Source organism: Pyrinomonas sp., from assembly GCF_040289685.1.
Taxonomy (GTDB): domain Bacteria; phylum Acidobacteriota; class Blastocatellia; order Pyrinomonadales; family Pyrinomonadaceae; genus Pyrinomonas.
Map to the genome: position 1 here is coordinate 24,242 of NZ_PSLQ01000012.1, position 19,959 is coordinate 44,200.

Below are 19,959 nucleotides of genomic sequence, written 5' to 3' on the forward strand. Positions count from 1 at the left end.
AACGCGAAGCATCGTCGCCGAACGAGCTTGCAACGATGCGCGGAAAAAGGAGCGCGCTGGTCAAAAGCGCAAAGCACGGTGGGGCGCGAACAGCGCTGAGCCACGTATGTTTCTAGGCAAAGTCATCGGCACGGTGTGGGCCACCAAAAAAAGCCCCGATCTCGAGGGGTTGCGCTTTTTGCTGGTCCATCCGCTCGATCTCGACAAAGAACCGACGCGCAATCTCGTGGTCGTCGCCGACCGGCTCGGCGCGGGCGTCGGCGAGGTCGTCATGTGCGCTTTCGGCAAGGCGGCTCGCTCGGCCATCGGCAATCAGGAGATGGCCATCGAGGCGGCGGTGATCGGCATCGTCGACCGCGTGGATATAGACGCGACCGCTTCGGAAGAGCTCGAGCGTGCGTCAGATGAACTGCGCCGCGCCGCGCATGATGGGCGACGTTGAAGCAACCGGACTAACACATGGCCGATCAAGAACTCATCTACCGTATCACGCGCGCCGTTTACGAGAACCTCGGCGTGAATCTTGAGGCGAACAAGGTCGAACGGCTAGTGCTCGACCTTTACCGCATCATCGCACCGCAGACTGGCAACGAGCCGCGCGAGGCAGCGCCGCTAGCGGCGCCAAGCTCTTCCGACCGATTGGTCATCTCGGTCTTCGGCGTCGATCGGCCCGGCATCGTCGCCGCAGTAGCCCAGATCTTGGCGGAAGCCGAGTGCAGCATCATCGACATCAACCAAACGGTGGTACAAGGCAAGTTCGCCATGGTGCTCATCGCCGATGCAGCGCGTTCGCGCTACTCGGTGCAGCAGCTTCGCGACCGCTTTCGGCAAGAGGGCGAACGATTGGGCGTGCGCATTTATGCGCAACGCGAGGATATCTTCAATGCGATGCACCGTGTGTGACGCTCGGTGCGTCTTCCGAGATCATCGTTCGCCTGAAGACGTGTTTCGAGGTCTCGAGCAGCGCGCTGATTCAACGGTCGAGCGCACGCTGCAGTTTGGTTCAACCTTCGTGTCGCTATGTCTCGCCCGGTGATCTCCCGTCGGTGTCTGACTTGCGGCGCGACTGTGCGCGGCGAGGCCAATTTCTGTCCGCAGTGCGGACAAGCCATACAAGCGCGCGCCGCATCCAAACGCACAACCGAGCGCGCCCGCAACGTTTCGTCGCAGGCAGCGAGCGCGTCCCGCACGCTTTTCGTTGAAGAGGAACCGACGTCAGCGCGCGAAAGAGCGCTCGATCTGCTCGAAGAGACCACGGACGATCCGGGCCTTCGTTTCACCGTCATCGCGCTCTTCTTCTTCTTGCTCTTTCTCGTGCTGCTGCTGCTCAGCAAGGTTTTCGCCTGAAGATTTGCCATGGAATACACGCAAGCAGAGATACTCCAAACCGTGCGCATGGTCGAGATGGAGCACATGGACATTCGCACGGTGACGTTGGGAGTGAGTTTACAGGACTGCGTGGCGAGTTCGGCCAACGAGGTCGCCGAACGCCTGCGCCGCAAGATCCGTCGCCTGGGCGCGAGACTGGTCCAGACGGTGGACGAAGTGAGCGAAGAGTTCGGCGTGCCGGTCGCTAACCGTCGTCTCGCCGTTACGCCCGTGTCGCTTCTTATGGGCGGCAATCGCGGCGATTACTTGTGTCTGGCACGGGCGCTGGATGAGCTAGCTGGCGAAATCGGCGTCGATTTCGTCGGCGGCTATTCGGCGCTGGTCCATAAAGGGTGGACCGCAGCGGAACGCGAATTTCTCGCCGCCCTTCCCGAAGCGCTCGCTTCCACTGAACGCCTCTGCTCGTCGGTCAACGTCGCCACCACGCGCGCGGGGATCAACATGGATGCGGTGCGGCGCGTCGGCGAGTTGATCAAAGAGGCGGCGGAAAGGACGCGCGACCGCGGCGGGATCGCGTGCGCGAAGTTCGTCTGTTTCGCCAACGCTGTGGAAGACAACCCGTTCATGGCTGGAGCCTTTCACGGCCTCGGAGAGCCCGAAGCGGTGATCAACGTCGGCGTCTCCGGTCCGGGCGTGGTTAACCACGCGCTGCGCCACGCGCCACGCGACCTGCCCTTGCACCACATGGCCGAGCTAGTGAAGAAGCTCAGCTTCAAGTTGACGCGCGCCGGCGAGTTGGTTGGCCGCGAAGTAGCGCGCCGACTCGGAATTGAATTCGGCATCGTTGATCTGAGTCTGGCGCCGACGCCCGCGCCCGGCGATTCCATTGCCGAGATCATCGAAGCTTTCGGCTTCGAGCGCGCTGGCGCACACGGGACCACGGCAGCGCTCGCGCTGCTGACCGATGCCGTCAAAAAGGGCGGCGCCATGGCCAGTAGTTCCGTGGGCGGCATGAGCGGCGCTTTCATCCCCGTGTCGGAAGATGCCGGCATGATCGAAGCGGCGCGCACGGGCGCTTTATCGCTCGCCAAACTCGAAGCGTGGACCAGCGTCTGTTCCGTCGGATTGGACATGGTCGCCGTCCCCGGCTCCACTCCCACGGAGACCATCGCGGCCATCATCGCCGACGAGATGGCGATCGGCGTCTTCAACAACAAGACCACTGCTGTGCGCATCATCCCTGTGCCCGGTAAAGAGGTCGGCGAGTGGGTCGAGTTCGGGGGGCTTTTGGGCCGCGCTCCCATCATGCCGGTCAGCGAACTGTCGAGCGCCGACTTCATACGCCGCGGCGGCCATATTCCAGCGCCCATTCACAGTTTGCGTAACTAGGCCGATAACCGAGCGCTTTGAACACTGCCTTGAGAGCGAGAGGAGAAGGGGTCCATATAACCGGTTTGAAGGCCGCTTTCCAAATGGCAAAAAACGCTCCGATGACGACTGCCCGCTCGTAGTGACTTTGCGCCATCGGACGCCTGAAGACGCAGCTTCGTGCTATGATCATGCGTGAGAGGTCGTTATGGAAGCCCTTGGGATGATCGAATGTCGCGGCCTTGTGGCCATGATCGAAGCGGCTGATGCGGCGGTTAAAGCTGCTAACGTGCGGCTGGTGGGTTACGAAAAGATCGATGCTGGACTCGTGACGGCGATTGTACGCGGCGAGGTCGCGGCTGTGCGTGCCGCTGTGGAAGCAGGGGCCGCCGCCGGACGCAAAGTCGGCGAAGTGGTCGCCACGCACGTCATTCCACGTCCGCATGCGGAGGTAGATCGCAGCATCCCCGTCTTGCACACGGGCGAGACGACGCGCAAAAAGATCAGCGGCTCAGTTCGCGCGATGAAAAAAGCCCAGCCGACATGAGGGCCAGCCAAGCATTACGTCGAACGGAGAAAGGTTTACAAGTCTCTTTCAGCACGACAATCGAATGCGACATAGAGACGCTGGCACTCAGTGAGATCAAAAGTGGCGAGCGATGGCGGGGCGCTTTAACCAAGTGGCGCACGCCCTTACTTGGGCGGCTTACGCACTCCATTGGCCATAGGACGGCGTGGCGTTGGATTGCCGTTCGGCCCTTGGTCGCTCGGCGCATAATAGCCCGGGCGCGTGACAGCGATGCGTTTTTCACCGCCCGGCCCGTTGGCGACCGAAACGCGCACGTTGCGGAACGAGCCATCGCGCGCTTTGTTGGTCGGGCTATAACCAATGACGTACTGCGTGCGCAGGTCGCGCGTGATCTCTTCGGCGATCTGCGGCAGTTCGTTGATCGACTTCGGGAAGAAGGCGCGTCCGCCCGTTTCGTTGGCTAAACGGTTAATGAGGTTGACCGCCCTGTCGCGCGGGCTTTTGCGAATGAAGCCGCCCTCTCGATCCAGTTCGTCCACGAAGCCGATGACGTAGATCTGCACGTTCGATTCGCGCAGTTGGCGGAAAAGTTGATTCTGGTTGTAGAAGCTCGATCGATCTTCGCCGTCGGTGATCAGAATCAGGGCGCGTCGGCGGCGGTCGTCGTCGTCGCCGCGCTTGTACTCTGAGACTCGTTCGGAAGCGAGATAGACGGCATCGATCACGGCCGTTTGTCCAGCCTCGATGTAAAGGTTATCGAGCGCATCCAACAGCGCCTGTTTATCGGAGGTGAAATCGAGCAACGTTTCGATCTTGTCGCTGCTGATGAAGCGCACGAGGAAAGTTTCGTCGCCGGGTTTATTGCTGTTGATGATGATGCGCGCCGATTCGATCACCTTGTCGAGCAGGTAACGCATTGAACCGGAGTTATCCACCACCAAACCGTAGCTGATCGGAACCTCTTCTTTGGAGAAGTAGGTGATCTTCTGTTCCACGCCATCTTCATAGACGCGAAAGTCTTCGGGACGCAGATTCGGAATTGGGCGGTTGTTTCGATCGATGACGCGAACGCTCAGTTTGACTTCAGCCGTGCTGATGCGGATCGTCTCATCCGGATTGATCTCTTGTCCGGGCGGAGGCGCAGGCTCCTTCGGTTTGAGCGGGGGCGGCTCTTGGTCAACGATGACGAGCGGCGGCGAAGTCGGGCGTTGCGGCGACGCGCCGGAAGATTGCGGCGGCGTGCTCTGCTGTACGCGCCGCGGGCGGCCATCGGAAGCTTGTCCGACCGAGAGCGAAGAAGCGAGCAACACAACCCAAAGGGCGGCGAACAAAGCGCGCTCGAAACGCGCTGTGGCTTGATGTCTCATCTCTGCCCGACTCCCTCCAAATGCCTCCGAATGACAAGCGCCCCGCTTCAGCACCTCGTCGAAGGAGGAGAGCGTGGCGCCTGTGATGCCGCTTGCGTGTGCGCTTCGCGCGGCTGGGGCAAAACGGGCCTAGCAAGACCCGGCGCGCACCTCTTGTTGATGAATTTGCAAGCCGCGCCGTTGCCAACCAAGGTCAACGAGGCTTGACGATGGCATAATAACCCTCGCGGCTACGGACGTACAACCGCGGCAGACCGCGCGGCGGGTTGACCTTGACTTTGATGCGTCGCCAGCGCCCGTCGGGCACAAAATCTTTCGGGCGATAGCCGATCGAATACTGGTGGCGCAACTCGAGCGCGATGCGCTCGAAGATCTCGTTCATCTCGGCGGTCGTTTGCGGGAAGAAGGCGCGTCCGCCAGAAACCGAAGCGAGTTCGTCGAGAATGGCCTGCCCCTGCATTCCCAAAGAACTGCCCGCATCATTGCTGCCCATGATCCCGATGGCGTAGATGATCACGTCCGATTCTTTGAGCAATCGACGCAGCTCGTTGAAAGTGTAGCGCGAGTTGTTGTCTTGACCGTCGCTGATCAACAAGATAGCGCGTTTCGGATAGGTGCTGCGCGCCAGCTTCTCTACGCCGAGATAGCAAGCGTCATAGAGCGCCGTGTACCCTTTGGTTTCGACGAACGTCAGCTTGCTGAGCACGGCGTTGCTATCGCGCGTGCGATCCAGCAAAAGCTGCGCCCGCGAATTAAAGCCGATGAGAAAATATTCGTCCCGTTCGTGACTCGTCTCGATGAAACGCGCCAGTGCTTGCCGCGCGCGTTGGATCTTGTCGCCGCTCATCGAGCCGGAAACGTCGAAGATCACGCCGACGCTCGCCGGCGCATCATCGTCGCTGAAAAAAACGATATCTTGCGGTTCTTTTTCATCGAAGACGGTGAAATGTTTTTTGTCCAACCCGGTCACGTACCGTCCGTAGGTGTCGGTCACGGTGACGGTGAGCGTGACGAGATCGGTGTTGATGATCACGGGTTGATCTTCGTTCGGGATCGGGAGTCGGCGTGGAGTTGAAAGATCCTGAGCGAAACTCTGCTGCGCGTTGATGGCCGTAGCGAAAAACGTCAAACAAGAGACGAGCGCGATGAAAAATCTCCGTCGGTCGTGGCGCCGCATCTTGGGTTACCCCCTCCTGCTGGTCTTCGGGTTCGCGCTCCCGCCTGTCGGATAAGCCGAACGCCTCGTTAGATCGCTTCAGATCGCTTCGCAACGGTCTTGGGGAGACGCGTTTTTTCGAGCGCGCCAGTCGCCACCTACGCCGTCAATTGTAGGATAGCTTTTGTGCCTTCGCAAGAAGGGAGTTTTTCGAAAAAGCGACGATCATCTATCGTTTTTGTTTGGCCATCCCTTTCGGCCGCTGCCGTTTGTCATGCCGAAAACCGCATGAAATCGCGGACGAATCGCCGAGCCGGTGCAAACCGCTCGACGCGCCAGCGCCGTAGATTCTTCGGATAAACGAACGCAGTCGTTTGAGCGGTGAGGCAACGGGCCTTCGACGACGGCGCGCTTTGACAACGGCTCGTGACGCGACAAGCTCTCGTCGAGGCGGAACGGCGGAAGGGGGGATGTGCGCGCGCCAGGGGTTGCAACCGACGGATCCCCCTTTTTTGAGGTTTGCGCCTGAGCGCTTGAACGCATGCGGCAGAAGTTTGCAACCTTGTGGGCGGCGTGAGCGTGTAAGTTCTTGTCCGGGCGAGAGACGCGCCAACTCGCCGACGCTCATTTCAGCGTGAATTTTCGTTAGGGCGAGATGCACGCTCCGCGTGCTATACTTTTCGTTTGGCGTTCGGCGAGGACGCTTTTTATGGCCGAGTTCATTTGCCGGGTGGGGACGCCTTCGGGCGAAGTGATCACGCGCACGGTGGAAGCGCCGGGCGCGCAAGAAGCGCGCGCGCGTTTTGAGAGCCAAGGGTATCGCGTCTTCTCCGTGACGCCGCCCAAAACAGCGGGCGTTGCCGCCATCACGCGCGGCGGGCGTGTCGGCATACGCGCGCGTGTCCGCGCCGGCGATTTCCTGCTTTTCAATCAGCAATTGGCCGCGCTCGTGCGCGCTGGCATCCCCATTTTGCAAGCGATCTCGATGCTGCGGCGGCGGGCGACCAACGCGCGTTTGCGCGCCGTGCTCGGCAGCGTCGAAGAGCGAATTCGCAATGGCGACGCACTTTCGGCAGCCTTTGCCGCGCAAGGGCCTATCTTCCCGCGCATCTACACGGCGTCGATTCTGGCTGGCGAACGTAGCGGCGCGCTCGATGAAGTGCTCGCCCGCTACGCCAACTACCTGCGCCGCGGCGTCGAATTGCGGCGGCGCGTGCGCGCCGCGCTCGCCTATCCGGTGCTGCTGCTGGTGGCTTCGGCAGCGATGGTCACCTTTTTGACGATCTACGTCGTCCCGCGCATGTCCGACCTTTTCGCCGGTTTCAATGCGCAGCTTCCCATGGTGACGCTCGTCGTCGTTGGTCTCTCGACGTGGCTGGCAGCCAACGTCTGGTGGCTGGGGCCGACCATCATCGCGGCAGCGGTGGCCCTCTACTACTGGGCGCGCACGCCAGCAGGCAGGCTGCGAGTTGACGCTTTCGCGCTGCGCGTGCCGCTGCTTGGGACGTTGCTACGCCAACTGGCCATCGCGCAAGCGGCGCGCAGCTTGGCGACGCTTCTGGCTGGCGGCATCACGCTCGTCGAATCATGGGAGATCGCTGCCGAAGCGATCACCAATCGCGAACTCCGCCGACGAAGCGCTGCGACGCTGCCCATGATCCGTGAAGGAAGATCGTTCACGGAAAGTTTAGAGGCGGCGGGTTGGGTGCCGACACTGGCGCTCGATATGATCGGCATTGGCGAGCGGTCTGGGAGTTTGCGCGAGATGCTAGAAGAGGTCGCCAACTTCTACGATGCCGAGGCAGAAGTGCGGTTGGAGCAGTTGACGAGCACGCTCGAACCTGCCATCCTTCTGGTCATGGGTGGCGTGATTGCGACGATCCTGCTCGCCATCTATCTCCCGATCATTCAATCCATTTCGACCGCTGCCGGACGCTGATTTCCAACGCCCTTTGCGCACGGGCAAGCTGGGAACAGAGCGAAACCAGAAACACATCTTGAGATCTTTTGAGCGATGAACAAGCCGGCGGAAGAAACAAACGAGATGGTCGCTTCGGCAGAAAACGGAAGCGCTGCGCAAGAGATGCTCTTGCAACCGGAAGATCCGCCCGAAGTGCAAGAAGCGAAACGGATCGCGCGTCGTTACCGCTTGCCTTACGTCGACCTTTTGCCGCCCACGGGCGAATCGCCCATCGATTTTTCGTTGCTCGCCGAAATGCCGGTCGACTTGATGGTGCGTTACCAGTTCGTTCCATTGCGTCGCACCAACGGCAAACTTCACGTGGCCGTCGCTGATCCGACCGATCTCGAACGCTTGGACGAATTGGCCACGGCGCTGCGCGAACGCTTGGAGCTATCTGTCGCCACGGCGGGCGCCATCGATGCTGTGTTGCGCAAAGGCGATGCGACGCAGCGCGTCTTGCAGGAAGCGGCCTCAGGCTTTCGCATCTCGCTCGTGCGCGAGACCGAACAGGGCGAAGAGGTGCTCGATCTTGACCGGCTGGCGACCGATTCCGAGATGTCGCCCATCATCAAGCTGGTCGATACGATCATCTTCAACGCGCTCGAATCGCGCGCTTCGGATATTCACATCGAGACGCGCGATTACGGCGTGCAGGTCAAGTATCGCATCGATGGCGCGCTCTATCCGAAACTCGATCCGATCGATCTCGCTTATCATCAAACTTTGATCTCGCGCATCAAGGTGATGTCGGAACTCGACATCGCTGAGCGGCGCATTCCGCAAGACGGACGGTTTCGCGCGCGCTACAAAGGGCGCAACGTCGATTTCCGCGTCTCGATCATGCCGACCATTCACGGCGAAGACGCTGTGATCCGTATCCTCGACAAAGAGCAGATCAACGAAGCGTTTCGTCACCTGACGCTCGATGTGGTCGGGTTCGCCGAAGATGACCTGCGCAAGTTCCGCCGCTACATCGCCGAGCCTTACGGCATGGTGCTGGTGACGGGGCCGACCGGATCAGGCAAAACAACGACGCTCTACGCCGCGCTCAACGAGATCAAAAACGAAGAGGACAAGATCATCACCATCGAGGATCCGGTTGAATATCAGCTTCAAGGCATCACACAGATCCCCGTCAATGAAAAGAAGGGATTGACCTTTGCCCGCGGACTGCGTTCGATCTTGCGTCATGACCCGGACAAGATCATGGTCGGGGAGATCCGCGACCCCGAAACGGCGCAGATCGCCATTCAGTCGGCGCTCACCGGCCACTTGGTCTTCACCACCGTGCACGCCAACAACGTCATCGACGTGATCGGACGTTTCTTGAATATGGGCGTCGAACCATACAACTTCGTCTCCTGTTTGAACTGCGTGCTGGCCCAGAGGCTGATCCGCGTGCTATGCACGATTTGCAAGCGGCCCTACCATCCGACAGATGAAGAGCTGCTCGAATCGGGTCTGCGTCCGGAAGAGCATCGCGACCGCATCTTCTACAGGAGCGTCGGGTGCGATGCCTGCAACCACACGGGTTATCGCGGGCGCACCGCCATTCACGAACTGCTCGACCTGTCGGATAATATCCGCGAAATGATCATCGCGCGGCGGCCTGGTTCCGAAGTGCGCCGCGCTGCTGAAGCGGAAGGGCTGCGCAGTCTGCGCGAGTCGGCGTTGCAGAAGGTCTTCGCCGGCATCTCGACGTTGCACGAGATCAATCGCGTGACCTTCGTCGAAGATGTCAACGGGCGCTGAACGCCCCTTTCCTTAGTTCGATCGACTTCGACCAGAGAGGCGGAAAGCCTGTGCGGAAGGAGAAAGAGAAGATGAGAACCAATGCTCGCTCGATCTTCGTGTTGCTCATCGCCTTTTGCTTGCTCTTTGCGCCCATGACGGCGCTCGCCAAAAAGGGGGAGAAGAATTACAAACGCGGCCTGCAATATGAAGCGGCGCAGCAGTGGGAGCAGGCGGCGCAAGAGTTCGCTTTGGCCGTCGCTGCCGACCCATCCAACGTCGAGTACCAGTTGCATTACCGGCGCGCGCTCTTCAACGCCTCGCAGGTCTTCATGCAGCGTGGGCGCGCGTTGGCCGAGCGGGGCGACTACGTCGGCGCGTACAACGCCTTCCGCCAAGCCTACGGTTACGACCCGGCCAACGAATTGGCGAAATCCGAGATGGACCGCATGCTTCGCCTGCAACGCGAAAAGACCGGCATGGAACCCAAACAGAACGAGGCGTCGGTTGCGCCCACTTCGTACCAGCAAGGAGCCAACGGCACGGGACGCATTCAATCGTCGGAGCCGGGCGTCCCGCTCCGCTCCGAACAGTTGCGGGTCATCAACTTCAACGGCGACATGCTGGAGCTTATCCGTAGCCTCGCTGAACAGTTGAACTTGAACGTCGTCTTCGACCGCGACCTGCAAAACCAACGGCGCACGATCAACATCAACCTTCGTGACGTGACGGCGGCGCAAGCGCTCGATTACATCTTCCTTTCGCACGGCCTTTTCTTTCAGAAGCTCGACCGCCGAACGATTCTCGTCGCCGACCAGAACAAACGCGGCCAGTATCAACAGCTAGTGGTTCGCACCTTCTACTTGCGCAACATCAAACCGGAAGACGCGCGCACGGTGATTCAAGCCTCTTTGCCGCCACAACCGGGTCGTCCCGTGATGGCTATCGCGCCGAGCCAATCGACCAACAGCCTCACGGTGCGCGACACGCCTGAGAACGTCCGCTTGATCAGCCAGATCATCGAGAGCATTGACAAAGATCGCGCCGAAGTGGTCATGGATGTGAACATCTATGAGGTGTCGCGTTCGGACCTGTTGCAGCTCGGCAATCAACTTGGGACCGATGCGACGCTGGTCAATCTCGGCGGCATCCAACGCGGCTTGACGGTCGTCGGCGGGAGCCGCGAGGTGGTCACGCAAAGTCTCAACAACGTTCCAACCGCGCTCGGCGCAGCGCTGGTCGTCCCAGCTTCAACAATCGCCGCCCTGCAGCGCAAAGACCACACGCGACTGCTCGCTTCGACGCAAGTGCATGCTTTCGATGGCGAGGAATCCGAAACGAGAATTGGGCAGCGCGTCCCCGTGCAAACAGCGCAGATCCCTTACTATTACGGCACGCCAACGCCCAACCAATCGCAACAGCCGGGGGGGTTCTTCAATCCCGGCGTCTTCCCCGGCGGATATCCAGTGATCAATTTCGAGGCGACCGGTCTAACGCTCAAGTTCACGCCGCAAGTCTTCCCGAACATGGACGTGCAAGTGAAGATGACCATCGAGTCTAAGGACGTGCTCAATCCGGGGACGCTGACGCCGACCTTCACCGAGCGGACGATCAAAGGGACGGCGCGCATCCAAAACAACCGCACCATGATGCTCGCCAGCATCGCGCAGGACCGTCAATCTAACGGACGGCAAGGGTTGCCGCTGCTCGGCTTGATCCCAGTGCTCGGTCGTTTCTTCACCGCGCCGCGCCGCGATAACGTCCAGACGGACATCGTGATCGCAGTGACGCCGCGCGTGCTGCGCGCACCGCAAGTCACTCCGCGCGATGAAGAGCTGCGCCCAAGCGGGACGCAGATGGCTCCCGTATCGGAATCGCTCGCCTCTTTGATTCAAGAGATCGAGCGCGAAGAGTTGGCCGCAGCGCGCACGCGCCAAAACGGCGCGACGACGGTAGCCGCGGCTTCGACTTCGCCGCAAACGGCGCGCGGCGCGGCGCTCGTGCCGATCAATGATGAGCCGCCGCAGTTCATTCCGGCCCCGAAGGTCTTGCTTGGTGGGCCGACGACTTCCTCTCCAGCGGCAACCCCAGCAGTTGCCCGCGCTGACAACGCGCCGCGCGCCGTCAACGCAATAGTGACATCCAATGCAGCGACGTCGGCTGAAGTCGAACTGGTGCTATCTTCCCCTGGATCGGCGGACCTGCGTCCGGGCGAGCGCCGACGCATTGCGCTTACGTTGAAGACGCGCGCGCCGCTTGGTTTCGCCGTCGCAGCCTTGCGCTTCGATCCGCGCTTTATCGCCGTGCGTGCGGTCGCGCCGGGCGAGATGCTCGCCGGTCACAAATCGCACGTCACTCACTCGGTCGATCCATCAGGATTGCTCTTGCTCTCGCTCGCGCCGGAGATCGGTGGAAGCATGAGCGGCACAGGCGCGCTCGTCTATGTTGAACTCGAAGCGCTGAACGTCGGCACGACCGAAGTCGGATTCGACAGCGAACGCGCACAAGCGATCGCCATCGATGGACGACGGATCCTGCCGCAATTCGCCGTTCCGCTTCGTCTGCAGATCGCTAAATGAAGTCAGCAATGGATCGCAGTGAGAGGCTGGCCGAACGCGGCTGGACGTTGATTGAACTCGTGATCACGATCGCTGTTCTGACGATTCTGACGCTCGGCGTGATCCCGCTCGTCAGATTGAGCGTGCAGCGTCAACGCGAGCAACGGCTGCGTGAAGCGTTGCGCCAGATACGCACGGCGATCGACGAGTTTCACCGCGATGCCATCGGCATCTGTTCGCAAGGCGCGCGCGGTGGACCCATCGTTCCGGGACCGCAACCGCCGCCAGTTCTCGACCCGCGCAGCCGCGTTATGATCAGCGACTGTACCATCTTCTCGCCGGAGAATCTGGACCTTTACCCGCCGGATCTCGAAACGCTGGTGCGCGGCGTCAGCGTTGTTCCACGCATGGCGACGGTGCGAAGCGGCGATCCGAACAGTCGCGCGACCGACAACCAGCTGCTGGCGACCAAGAAGAAGATCTATCTGCGCGCCATTCCTATTGACCCAATGACCGGTCGCGCCGATTGGCAACTACGCTCGTCCTATGATCCACCCGACGCAGGGAGCTGGGGCGGCGAGAACGTCTTCGACGTGCGCTCCAAATCGAACGAAATGGCGTTGAACGGCAAGGAGCGTTACAGCGACTGGTAGATTCAAAAGGGCGAAGTGAAAATAGCGCACAACGAAAACGGAAGCAGAAGTTATTACATCCTACATAGTGCGCTGAGCGGAGCACTGAATTCCGAGCGTCGCGGCTCGGACGTCGCCGTCAAACCGACGGGCGTCGTAGGATCAAAACGAGAGATGAACGGCCTTTTGAAACAGCTAGGTCTCCACAACCGCGCGCAAGGCTTCACGCTGCTCGAATTGATGATCGTCATCTCAATCATCGTCATCCTAGCGGCCATCGTTCTGCCGCAATACCAACGGACGGTGCAAAAGGCGCGCGAAGCGACGCTGCGCGATGATCTATTTCAAATGCGCAAGATGATCGATCAGTACGCAGCGGACAAGGGACGCTTGCCACAGTCGCTCGACGACTTGGTGACAGCAGGCTACTTGCGCGAGATCCCGGTCGATCCGATCACCGGAGAACGTGACTGGCAAGTGATCGTCGGTGAAGACCCAAACCTGCCGGGGGGCACGCAAGGCGTCGTCGATGTCCGCAGCGCTTCGGGCGATATCTCTTCCGAAGGCACGCCTTACAGCGATTGGTGATCGCGCGCGGATGGGCGGGAGAAACGTGCCATCCGACGCCCGAGATCTCAACGAGCCCCGGCAACGACTGGTGCTCGCGCGAACAAGCAGAAACGATTCCAATCGCCGACCCATAACCCGCGCGTCCCGACGGCAAACTCAATTTGGCAAGCATCAGTCGCAGCGCGTTGAAACGCGATTGACATACGCGGTGATATTCGCAATGATCTTCTGAGCGGAAAGCTTCCGTTGGAATGCTCAGCAAGTTCTTCGCGCGACGTGCGCGGAGAGCGCGCGTCGCCGTACATATGACAGCGAACGAGATCTCCGGCAAAGTCCCGCGCAACCGTGAATAGTCTTGCGCTGTTCCGGCGAACATATGACAGCGAACGAAATCTTCGGCAAAGTCCTGCGTCCATCCTTCCCTCCTACGGCCATCGGGCTGGAGCGAGGCGTCGTTACTCTCGTCTTGCTCGGCAAACGCGGCGCGCGGTTGACGTTGCAGCGCGCGGCGCACGTCACGCTCGATCGCGAAATTTTCGATCCGAACTTCGATGCGCAAAACATTTCCGACCCGGATGAGTTCGCCGCCGCGCTGGCCGATCTTGCAACGCGCACCGGACTCGAAAAACAAGTGCGTTGGTCCGTCTCTTTACCGGAAGACGTGGCCCGCACAACCATTCTCGCGTTGGAGACCAAGCCCGCTTCGCGCAACGAACTCGAAGAGATGTTGCAATGGAAGATCGAGCGCGCTTTCGGCACGAATCCCGCCGAAATGCGCGTCGCGCGTCGCCGGTTGCGCCCAGACCGCGAGGGGCGCGAACGCTACCTCGTCACGGGCATCACGCTTCGGGTTCTGGACGAATACGAGGCGGTGTTTGCGGCGCTTGGGTGGAAAGCAGGGTTGATTTTGCCGCGCCACCTGTGCGAGGCGTGGTGGTTGCTGCGCGATGAACGTGCTGAAGACTCCCTTCTCGTCAGCCTTCACGCGCAAGGCTTCACCGGCCTCGTCATCCGAATGGGCGAACCGCTCGTCGTCCGACGCGTCGTCTGCGACGCGGACGAACGGCTCGACGAACTCCATCGTTTTCTGCTCTTCTACCGTGACCGACTGACGCGCGACGCAGAAGACGAAGTCCCGCCTGCTCGATTGCTCGTCATCGGAAGCGAGCTGCAAGAGGCCGTGGCCGTCGCAACCGAGGCGTTGGAATCGCCGCCGCAGCTTGTCGGCCCATCCTTTGTAGGGCTAGACTTGCCGGATGATGCGCGCCCGAACTTCGGTGAGATCGCAGCGCCAGCGGCTCTTGCGTCGCTCGCTTGGCAGTGATCATCGGCAACCGCTGCAATGGAGCAACCCGACCCTCGTAAGGACGCTCCTCCGCAGTTGGGACTTCGCCGCTCAGCGTTTGAAGTCCAGATGGCGAAGCAGAGGCAAGTCGGTTGAATTTTTCCGCTTCGGTTGCCCATGCAACACGACAGACAGCTCATCCACTTATGCGCTTAACACCCGTATTTTTCTGCCTCGGTTGCCTTTGCAAAACAGCGAAGCGATAGCGACGAGGGATTTTTCCACAGTTGAAACTTTGCCGCGCGGACGTGCGTAGAACTTCAAGAGCGTATGTCTATTTTCGCTTCATCGCTCACGAGCTTGACCGACGCGGAACTGGTTGAACGAGCCGCCGCCGGGGGCGAAGAGAGTTTCGAAGAACTGGTGCGGCGCTACCAGCGCCCGATCATCGCTTACGTCTATCGCATCATCGGCGATTACGATGCAGCGCTCGATCTTACGCAAGAAGTCTTCATCAAGGTTTACGGTTCTTTAAGGCGCTACCGCGCCGAATATAAATTCTCAACTTGGATTTACCGCATCGCGCATAATGCGGCCATCGATCACCTGCGCCGCGTGGCAGCGCGCGATGTGCGCGAGGAGGTCGAAAGGCGCGAAAGGCATCTCTCCAGCCGCGCCCTCAATCCTGAACAGGAGCGCGAACGGAACGAACGCCGCGCCGAGATCGAATCGGTCGTCGAGCAACTCCCGCCAGCTTACCGCGAACTCATCATCCTTCGCCACGCTCACGATCTATCTTACGAAGAGATCGCCGAAGTGACGGGGCTACCGCTCGGCACGGTGAAGAACCGCATCTTTCGTGCGCGCGAGCTGATGCGGCGGATGTTCATTGAACGCGGAATCACAGAAGCATAACGGAGCGATCAAGGGTGAAACCAGACGTGAAAAGCATGGAAAGGGCTTGCCGTTGGGAACGGGAGATCGCCGCTTATCTGGACGGCGAACTCGATCGAACAACCAACGTCGCTTTCGAAGCGCACATTGCAGATTGCCGTTCTTGCGCTGAACGGTTGAACGAGCAGAAGCGTCTGCTCTGTTTGCTTGATGCCTCGCTCGAACGCATCGATCAGAAGCTGGTCGTGCCGACCGATTTCGCCTCGGTGGTGACGGCGCGGGCCCGCTCTGATGTTCATCATCTGCGCTCGTGCGAGGAGGGACGGCGCGCGCTCTGGTTTACGTTTGCGCTGCTCGGCTTATCGTTCGCGTCGCTCTGGTCTCCGTCCATCGAATCGCTCGAGCCGCTGCGCGCCGCCTCGCGCTCGGCCATCTGTTTGCTTAAGTTCGCATCGCACGCGCTGCTTGACTTGGGGACCAGCATCGCCGTGCTCGGGCGACTAGCGAGCCAGTTGATCTTGCCTGCGTCGCTTCTCCTCGTCGCGCTCGTTTTGGCAGCTTTAGCGTGGTCGGCAGCGAAACGGCGAGTCATGGAAAAGCCAGCACGCAAAGGGCTATCCCGATGAGCTTGCTTTTGCGTCGAGACTGGAAAGCGTTGGCGATCGCTTGCTTTGTGGCGACAGCAGCCATCGCGAGCGCGTTCGCCAGCGGTCAGTCCGCCAAATCGACGCTCGTCGTAGAAGGGACGCAAACGAGCGATGTTTTCGGACTCGGACGCTCCGTCGTCGTGCGCGGCACAGTCGCGCACGGCGTCCTCGTCGTCGGCGGCGATCTCCTCGTAGAGGGGCGGATCGAAGGCGATGCAGCGACCATCGGCGGTTCGATCCGCCAAGAGGATGGCTCTTACATAGGCGGCGATGTCATCGTCATCGGCGGCACGTATCAAGCGACGAAGAACGCGCTGGGTCGCAAACCCGGCAGCAGCACCATCATGTACGCCGGATACGAAGAGGAACTGCGCGCATTGAGCCGAAATCCTGCGTCGCTTCTCGTCCCGCGCTGGTCCTTCGCTTACTTCGGACAACGTTTGCTGGCCCTTCTCTTTTGGTTCATCATTGCCCTTGCGCTCTCTGCCGCCGTGCCAGGAGCTATCGGACGCGCCGCCGCCAACCTCAAACTCAACTTCTCGCGCGTCGCTGTCTTCGGCGCGGTTGGAGCGGCAGTGATCGCCATTGGTGTGCCCGCAGCGTTGCGTTTCTTGCCGACGACGGTGGGCGCGCTGGTTGGCATCACCGCGTTGCTGCTAATCGTCGCTTCCTATGTCTTCGGGCGTGTGGTGGTCCATCTCGAGACGGGGCGTTGGTTGCAACGCCTCATCTTCGGGAGCCGGAAAGAATCCGCATCGCTTGCCATTCTGCTCGGCACGATCTTCTGGACCGCTATGCTCACGCTCCCTCTGGTCTGGCCTGCGGTCGTCTCCGCCCTGCTGCTCGCCAGCTTGGGACTCGCTTTAACGATCCGGCGCACGGGCTGGCGCGCATAAAGGGCAGTTGTCGCACGCGGCTCATGCCCGCAAAAAAGCTCATCGGGAAAGGCTCGACCGTGCGGATCCGCAACGTAAATCCCCACGCCACTTCATCCTAAGCACCATTGTCCCAGAAGAAGGCTCGACGCCGCTGTATGGCTTGAAGCAAGCTTCCGAAAGAATAACCGGCTGGTCCAAGAAGGCCCGACCAGTGCAAGGCTTCTCGCCGTCATGTGTTTTCACGCGGATGGTTTTGGGCTACCTCTTGCAATACGTTTTCGATCTGTCGAAGGTGGCGGGCTTCATGCAGCCCGATGAAGACGAGCCATTGCCCGAGCGTGATCGGACCGAAAACGGGATGTGGACGCGAAACGGCGGCGAGATTCGCTTCTGAAAATCGCGGGCGAAGGGCCAACAGCGCAACTCGCGAACGCTTTAGATCGTCGAGCAGTTCGGCAAACGGTCGCTGGCCTTGTGGAACCACGATCTCAGGCGCTCGGAGTCGCGCGTTGGGGTCGAGGGCGAGAAACGGCGTGACGTCCAGCGGGAATGCGGTGCCAGCGCTCGCTTCCGCCTCCGGCAACATCTCTTCAATGATTTGCAAACTCACTCGCTCTGTGAGCGCCAGATGCTCCACGATCTCGGCGACGGACCACGTTTCAGGACGCAGTTTGCGGCGAGCTTGTCCTTCATCCAGAGGGGTGACGCGCTTGCATAAGCGCTCGCGCCACTTCTGAAGCATCGCGAAGATATCGTCGAGGGTCTGGAAAACGAGCAAAACCGAACCTCCTTCGTCGTCTGGGATCGCAAGGTAGTGATGCGAAACGAATGCGTTCCGAATCACATCCGCCCAGATGTAACGGAAGCGTTTTGGATTACGCCCCGATCGAAATTCACCACATCGCGCTGCACACCAACGAACGGTGCGGAACGAAGCTTCAATCGCCCGCAGAGAGCGCATTCACCTCGCGCGTCGCGCCGAACTCCGGCAGCACGCTGAAGACTTCAAGCGCCAATCGGACGTTGCCGAAAGGCGCAGAGACCTGCACGCCTTGAATCAAGTCGCGCACTTCGAGCAGCGATTCCTGCGCGATCTTCAGTCCCTCTTCGCGCGCGGCATCTTTGCCCAGCTCCGAGGCTTTGCGCATGCGTTCCATGATCTTGGGCGTGACGCGCACGCCGGGCACCTCGTTGTGCAGAAATTCGGCGTTGCGATAGGAAACGAGCGGCCAGATGCCAGCGACGATCGGGATACGCACGTGTTCGATGCGGCGTAGAAAATCGCGCAATTGGTCCGCATCGAAGACCGGTTGCGTGATGGCGAACTGCGCGCCCGCTTCCACCTTCCACTCGAAACGCCTGATCTCATGGTCGAGGTTCAACGCGCCCGGATTAACGCCGACGCCAATGCAGAAGGCCGTCGGTTGACCGATCGGATTGTTGCCTAAGTCGAGCCCATGGTTGAGCTTGTTGACCATGTTGGTCAAGCCGATGGAATCGATGTCGAACACGGCTGTGGCGTCTGGATAGGGGCCCATCTTCGGCGGATCGCCCGTGATCAACAAAAGATTGTGTAATCCGAGCGCCGCCGCGCCGAGCAGATCCGACATCATCCCGAGAAGGTTGCGGTCACGGCAGCAGTAATGGAGCACCGTCTCCAAACCGATTTCGCGCTCGACCAGCAAAGCCATCGCCAGCGCGCTCATGCGCGTCTGTGCGCGCGGACCATCGGGGATGTTCACCGCATCCACGCCCGCTTCCTTGAGCAGACGAATCTGCTCCAGCGTCTTGCTCGCATCGCAACCTTTGGGCGGCAGGACTTCAACCGTGGTGACGAATTCGCCGCACGCGATCTTGCGCGACCAACGGGAACGCTCTTCCGGCGGAACGACACGAATGTCGGCGGGCGTCAATTCCTCTATCCTTTTCGGTTCCTGTACAAAGACGCGCGGCCTGCGCGGCGAAATGGCGCGCACGGCGTCGGCGATCTGCTTGATGTGCGCGGGCGTCGTGCCGCAACATCCGCCGATGAATTTCGCTCCGGCTTGGATCAAGCGTTTGGCGTATTTGGCCATGTACTCGGGCGAGCACATGTAGAGCTGTCGCCCCTGAACATCGCGCGGCAATCCAGCGTTGGGTTGCGCCGACAGCGGCTTGTCGGTCACCACGCGCATTTTCTCAATGGCCGAAAGAACGATCGCCGGCCCAACGCCGCAATTGAGCCCAACCACATCAGCGCCCCACTCGTCGAGCCGCGCCGCGAAGATTTCAGGCGTCGTGCCGTAGCTCGTGTTGCCATCGGGCAGAATCGTCATCTGTGCGACGATGGGTAAATCGCACAGTTCGCGTACAGCGCGTATCGCCTGTCGCATTTCGGAGACGTCTGAAAACGTCTCGAGCACAAAGAGATCGACGCCGCCTTCGAGCAGCGCCGAAGCCTGTTCCTTGAACATCTCCTTGGCTTCGTCGAAAGAGGTCGGACCGTAAGGCTCAATGCGTAAACCCAGCGGGCCAATAGCCCCAGCCACGTAGCATCTTCCGCCAGCCGCTTCGCGCGCCAAACGCACGGCAGCGATGTTGATCAGGCGCAGGTTGCCTTCGAGTCCGAATTGTTGCAGTTTATGTGGGTTAGCGCCGAACGTATTCGTTTCCAGTATTTCCGCTCCGGCGCGGACGTACTCGGCGTGGATCTCGCGGACGAGGTCCGGGTTGCTCAAACTCAACTCATCGTAGCAGCGGTTGATGTAAACGCCTTTGGCATAAAGCATAGTCCCCATCGCGCCGTCGAAAATGGTGACGCGATCGCTGCCGACCACTTCGCGTATGTCTTCCATGTTCACCTCGTCAACGCATCGCCTCGGCAAACCGAGGCGCAAAACAAAATCCCGCGCTAAACAACGCGGGACCTTCACGATGAAACTCGATTGTTTCACGGTGAGCGTCTCACCGAGCTGTTTAGCGGCTTATTTTACGTGGCCGCAAGTCGCCATAAATCACCACGTACCAAGCGTGGCTTATACCGCTTGCCCGCAGCCCATGTCAAGCGCTCAAC

General features: G+C 60.3%; 18 protein-coding genes and 1 riboswitch. Of the genes, 14 read left to right on the top strand and 4 right to left on the bottom strand.

Annotation, left to right across the window (positions count from 1 at the left end; translation table 11 throughout):
* The first annotated feature begins 106 nt into the window (after positions 1-106).
* From C4334_RS04605 to C4334_RS04625, 5 genes are all read left to right on the top strand, one after another.
* Positions 107-442, top strand: coding sequence for a EutN/CcmL family microcompartment protein (locus C4334_RS04605; protein WP_352430911.1), 336 nt, complete (start codon positions 107-109; stop codon positions 440-442).
* A 17-nt stretch (positions 443-459) separates the two neighbouring features.
* Entirely contained in the window at positions 460-903 is a 444-nt protein-coding gene (locus C4334_RS04610) for an ACT domain-containing protein (RefSeq protein ID WP_352430912.1), read from the top strand.
* 117 nt (positions 904-1,020) lie between these two features.
* A complete protein-coding gene (locus C4334_RS04615) occupies positions 1,021-1,347 on the top strand; it encodes a zinc-ribbon domain-containing protein (RefSeq protein WP_352430913.1) in 327 nt (108 codons plus the stop codon).
* 9 nt (positions 1,348-1,356) lie between these two features.
* Positions 1,357-2,718, top strand: a complete 1,362-nt coding sequence (locus C4334_RS04620) for a PFL family protein (protein WP_352430914.1) — start codon at positions 1,357-1,359, stop codon at positions 2,716-2,718.
* 187 nt (positions 2,719-2,905) lie between these two features.
* Positions 2,906-3,244 carry a BMC domain-containing protein gene (locus tag C4334_RS04625; RefSeq protein WP_352430915.1) on the top strand — a complete coding sequence of 113 codons (339 nt, stop codon included), beginning with the start codon at positions 2,906-2,908 and terminating at the stop codon, positions 3,242-3,244.
* Positions 3,245-3,390: 146 nt separating this feature from the next.
* Here C4334_RS04625 and C4334_RS04630 read toward each other — a convergent pair whose 3' ends face one another.
* Positions 3,391-4,593, bottom strand: a complete 1,203-nt coding sequence (locus C4334_RS04630; RefSeq protein WP_352430916.1) for a VWA domain-containing protein — start codon at positions 4,591-4,593, stop codon at positions 3,391-3,393.
* A gap of 193 nt (positions 4,594-4,786) precedes the next feature.
* A complete protein-coding gene (locus tag C4334_RS04635) occupies positions 4,787-5,770 on the bottom strand; it encodes a VWA domain-containing protein (RefSeq protein WP_352430917.1) in 984 nt (327 codons plus the stop codon).
* Positions 5,771-6,458: 688 nt separating this feature from the next.
* Here C4334_RS04635 and C4334_RS04640 point away from each other — a divergent pair.
* The 9 genes from C4334_RS04640 to C4334_RS04680 all read left to right on the top strand — a co-directional run bounded on the left by C4334_RS04640 (position 6,459) and on the right by C4334_RS04680 (position 16,925).
* Positions 6,459-7,688 carry a type II secretion system F family protein gene (locus C4334_RS04640; RefSeq protein WP_352430918.1) on the top strand — a complete coding sequence of 410 codons (1,230 nt, stop codon included), beginning with the start codon at positions 6,459-6,461 and terminating at the stop codon, positions 7,686-7,688.
* 144 nt (positions 7,689-7,832) lie between these two features.
* Positions 7,833-9,464 carry a GspE/PulE family protein gene (locus C4334_RS04645; protein WP_352430942.1) on the top strand — a complete coding sequence of 544 codons (1,632 nt, stop codon included), beginning with the start codon at positions 7,833-7,835 and terminating at the stop codon, positions 9,462-9,464.
* Positions 9,465-9,535: 71 nt separating this feature from the next.
* Entirely contained in the window at positions 9,536-12,022 is a 2,487-nt protein-coding gene (locus C4334_RS04650) for a secretin GspD/PilQ domain-containing protein (RefSeq protein WP_352430919.1), read from the top strand.
* An 8-nt stretch (positions 12,023-12,030) separates the two neighbouring features.
* Complete coding sequence (locus C4334_RS04655; RefSeq protein ID WP_352430920.1) at positions 12,031-12,654, top strand: pilus assembly FimT family protein; 624 nt, start codon at positions 12,031-12,033, stop codon at positions 12,652-12,654.
* 153 nt (positions 12,655-12,807) lie between these two features.
* Positions 12,808-13,221, top strand: a complete 414-nt coding sequence (locus C4334_RS04660; RefSeq protein WP_352430921.1) for a type IV pilin protein — start codon at positions 12,808-12,810, stop codon at positions 13,219-13,221.
* Between the two features lie 358 nt (positions 13,222-13,579).
* Positions 13,580-14,527: a hypothetical protein gene (locus C4334_RS04665; RefSeq protein ID WP_352430922.1), complete on the top strand. Its 948-nt coding sequence runs from the start codon at positions 13,580-13,582 to the stop codon at positions 14,525-14,527.
* Between the two features lie 291 nt (positions 14,528-14,818).
* Entirely contained in the window at positions 14,819-15,403 is a 585-nt protein-coding gene (locus C4334_RS04670) for an RNA polymerase sigma factor (protein WP_352430923.1), read from the top strand.
* A gap of 14 nt (positions 15,404-15,417) precedes the next feature.
* On the top strand, positions 15,418-16,008 hold the full coding sequence (locus C4334_RS04675; protein ID WP_352430924.1) for an anti-sigma factor family protein: 591 nt from the start codon (positions 15,418-15,420) through the stop codon (positions 16,006-16,008).
* On the top strand, positions 16,005-16,925 hold the full coding sequence (locus C4334_RS04680) for a bactofilin family protein (protein WP_352430925.1): 921 nt from the start codon (positions 16,005-16,007) through the stop codon (positions 16,923-16,925). The genes C4334_RS04675 and C4334_RS04680 overlap by 4 nt, the downstream gene beginning before the upstream one ends.
* Before the next feature lie 211 nt (positions 16,926-17,136).
* Here C4334_RS04680 and C4334_RS04685 read toward each other — a convergent pair whose 3' ends face one another.
* Together C4334_RS04685 and C4334_RS04690 are read right to left on the bottom strand one after the other, a co-directional pair.
* Complete coding sequence (locus C4334_RS04685; protein ID WP_352430926.1) at positions 17,137-17,649, bottom strand: DinB family protein; 513 nt, start codon at positions 17,647-17,649, stop codon at positions 17,137-17,139.
* Between the two features lie 196 nt (positions 17,650-17,845).
* Positions 17,846-19,741 (bottom strand): bifunctional homocysteine S-methyltransferase/methylenetetrahydrofolate reductase, encoded by a 1,896-nt coding sequence (locus C4334_RS04690; protein ID WP_352430943.1) that lies wholly within the window; start codon positions 19,739-19,741, stop codon positions 17,846-17,848.
* Between the two features lie 100 nt (positions 19,742-19,841).
* Positions 19,842-19,917, bottom strand: a riboswitch (SAM riboswitch).
* Between the last annotated feature and the right edge of the window lie 42 nt (positions 19,918-19,959).

Bases quoted from the DNA above. Each gene is read 5' to 3' on its own strand.
- C4334_RS04605 (WP_352430911.1), top strand. From the start codon at position 107: ATGTTTCTAGGCAAAGTCATCGGCACGGTGTGGGCCACCAAAAAAAGC.
- C4334_RS04610 (WP_352430912.1), top strand. From the start codon at position 460: ATGGCCGATCAAGAACTCATCTACCGTATCACGCGCGCCGTTTACGAG.
- C4334_RS04615 (WP_352430913.1), top strand. From the start codon at position 1,021: ATGTCTCGCCCGGTGATCTCCCGTCGGTGTCTGACTTGCGGCGCGACT.
- C4334_RS04620 (WP_352430914.1), top strand. From the start codon at position 1,357: ATGGAATACACGCAAGCAGAGATACTCCAAACCGTGCGCATGGTCGAG.
- C4334_RS04625 (WP_352430915.1), top strand. From the start codon at position 2,906: ATGGAAGCCCTTGGGATGATCGAATGTCGCGGCCTTGTGGCCATGATC.
- C4334_RS04630 (WP_352430916.1), bottom strand. From the start codon at position 4,593: ATGAGACATCAAGCCACAGCGCGTTTCGAGCGCGCTTTGTTCGCCGCC.
- C4334_RS04635 (WP_352430917.1), bottom strand. From the start codon at position 5,770: ATGCGGCGCCACGACCGACGGAGATTTTTCATCGCGCTCGTCTCTTGT.
- C4334_RS04640 (WP_352430918.1), top strand. From the start codon at position 6,459: ATGGCCGAGTTCATTTGCCGGGTGGGGACGCCTTCGGGCGAAGTGATC.
- C4334_RS04645 (WP_352430942.1), top strand. From the start codon at position 7,833: ATGCTCTTGCAACCGGAAGATCCGCCCGAAGTGCAAGAAGCGAAACGG.
- C4334_RS04650 (WP_352430919.1), top strand. From the start codon at position 9,536: ATGAGAACCAATGCTCGCTCGATCTTCGTGTTGCTCATCGCCTTTTGC.
- C4334_RS04655 (WP_352430920.1), top strand. From the start codon at position 12,031: ATGGATCGCAGTGAGAGGCTGGCCGAACGCGGCTGGACGTTGATTGAA.
- C4334_RS04660 (WP_352430921.1), top strand. From the start codon at position 12,808: ATGAACGGCCTTTTGAAACAGCTAGGTCTCCACAACCGCGCGCAAGGC.
- C4334_RS04665 (WP_352430922.1), top strand. From the start codon at position 13,580: ATGACAGCGAACGAAATCTTCGGCAAAGTCCTGCGTCCATCCTTCCCT.
- C4334_RS04670 (WP_352430923.1), top strand. From the start codon at position 14,819: ATGTCTATTTTCGCTTCATCGCTCACGAGCTTGACCGACGCGGAACTG.
- C4334_RS04680 (WP_352430925.1), top strand. From the start codon at position 16,005: ATGAGCTTGCTTTTGCGTCGAGACTGGAAAGCGTTGGCGATCGCTTGC.
- C4334_RS04685 (WP_352430926.1), bottom strand. From the start codon at position 17,649: ATGCTTCAGAAGTGGCGCGAGCGCTTATGCAAGCGCGTCACCCCTCTG.
- C4334_RS04690 (WP_352430943.1), bottom strand. From the start codon at position 19,741: ATGGAAGACATACGCGAAGTGGTCGGCAGCGATCGCGTCACCATTTTC.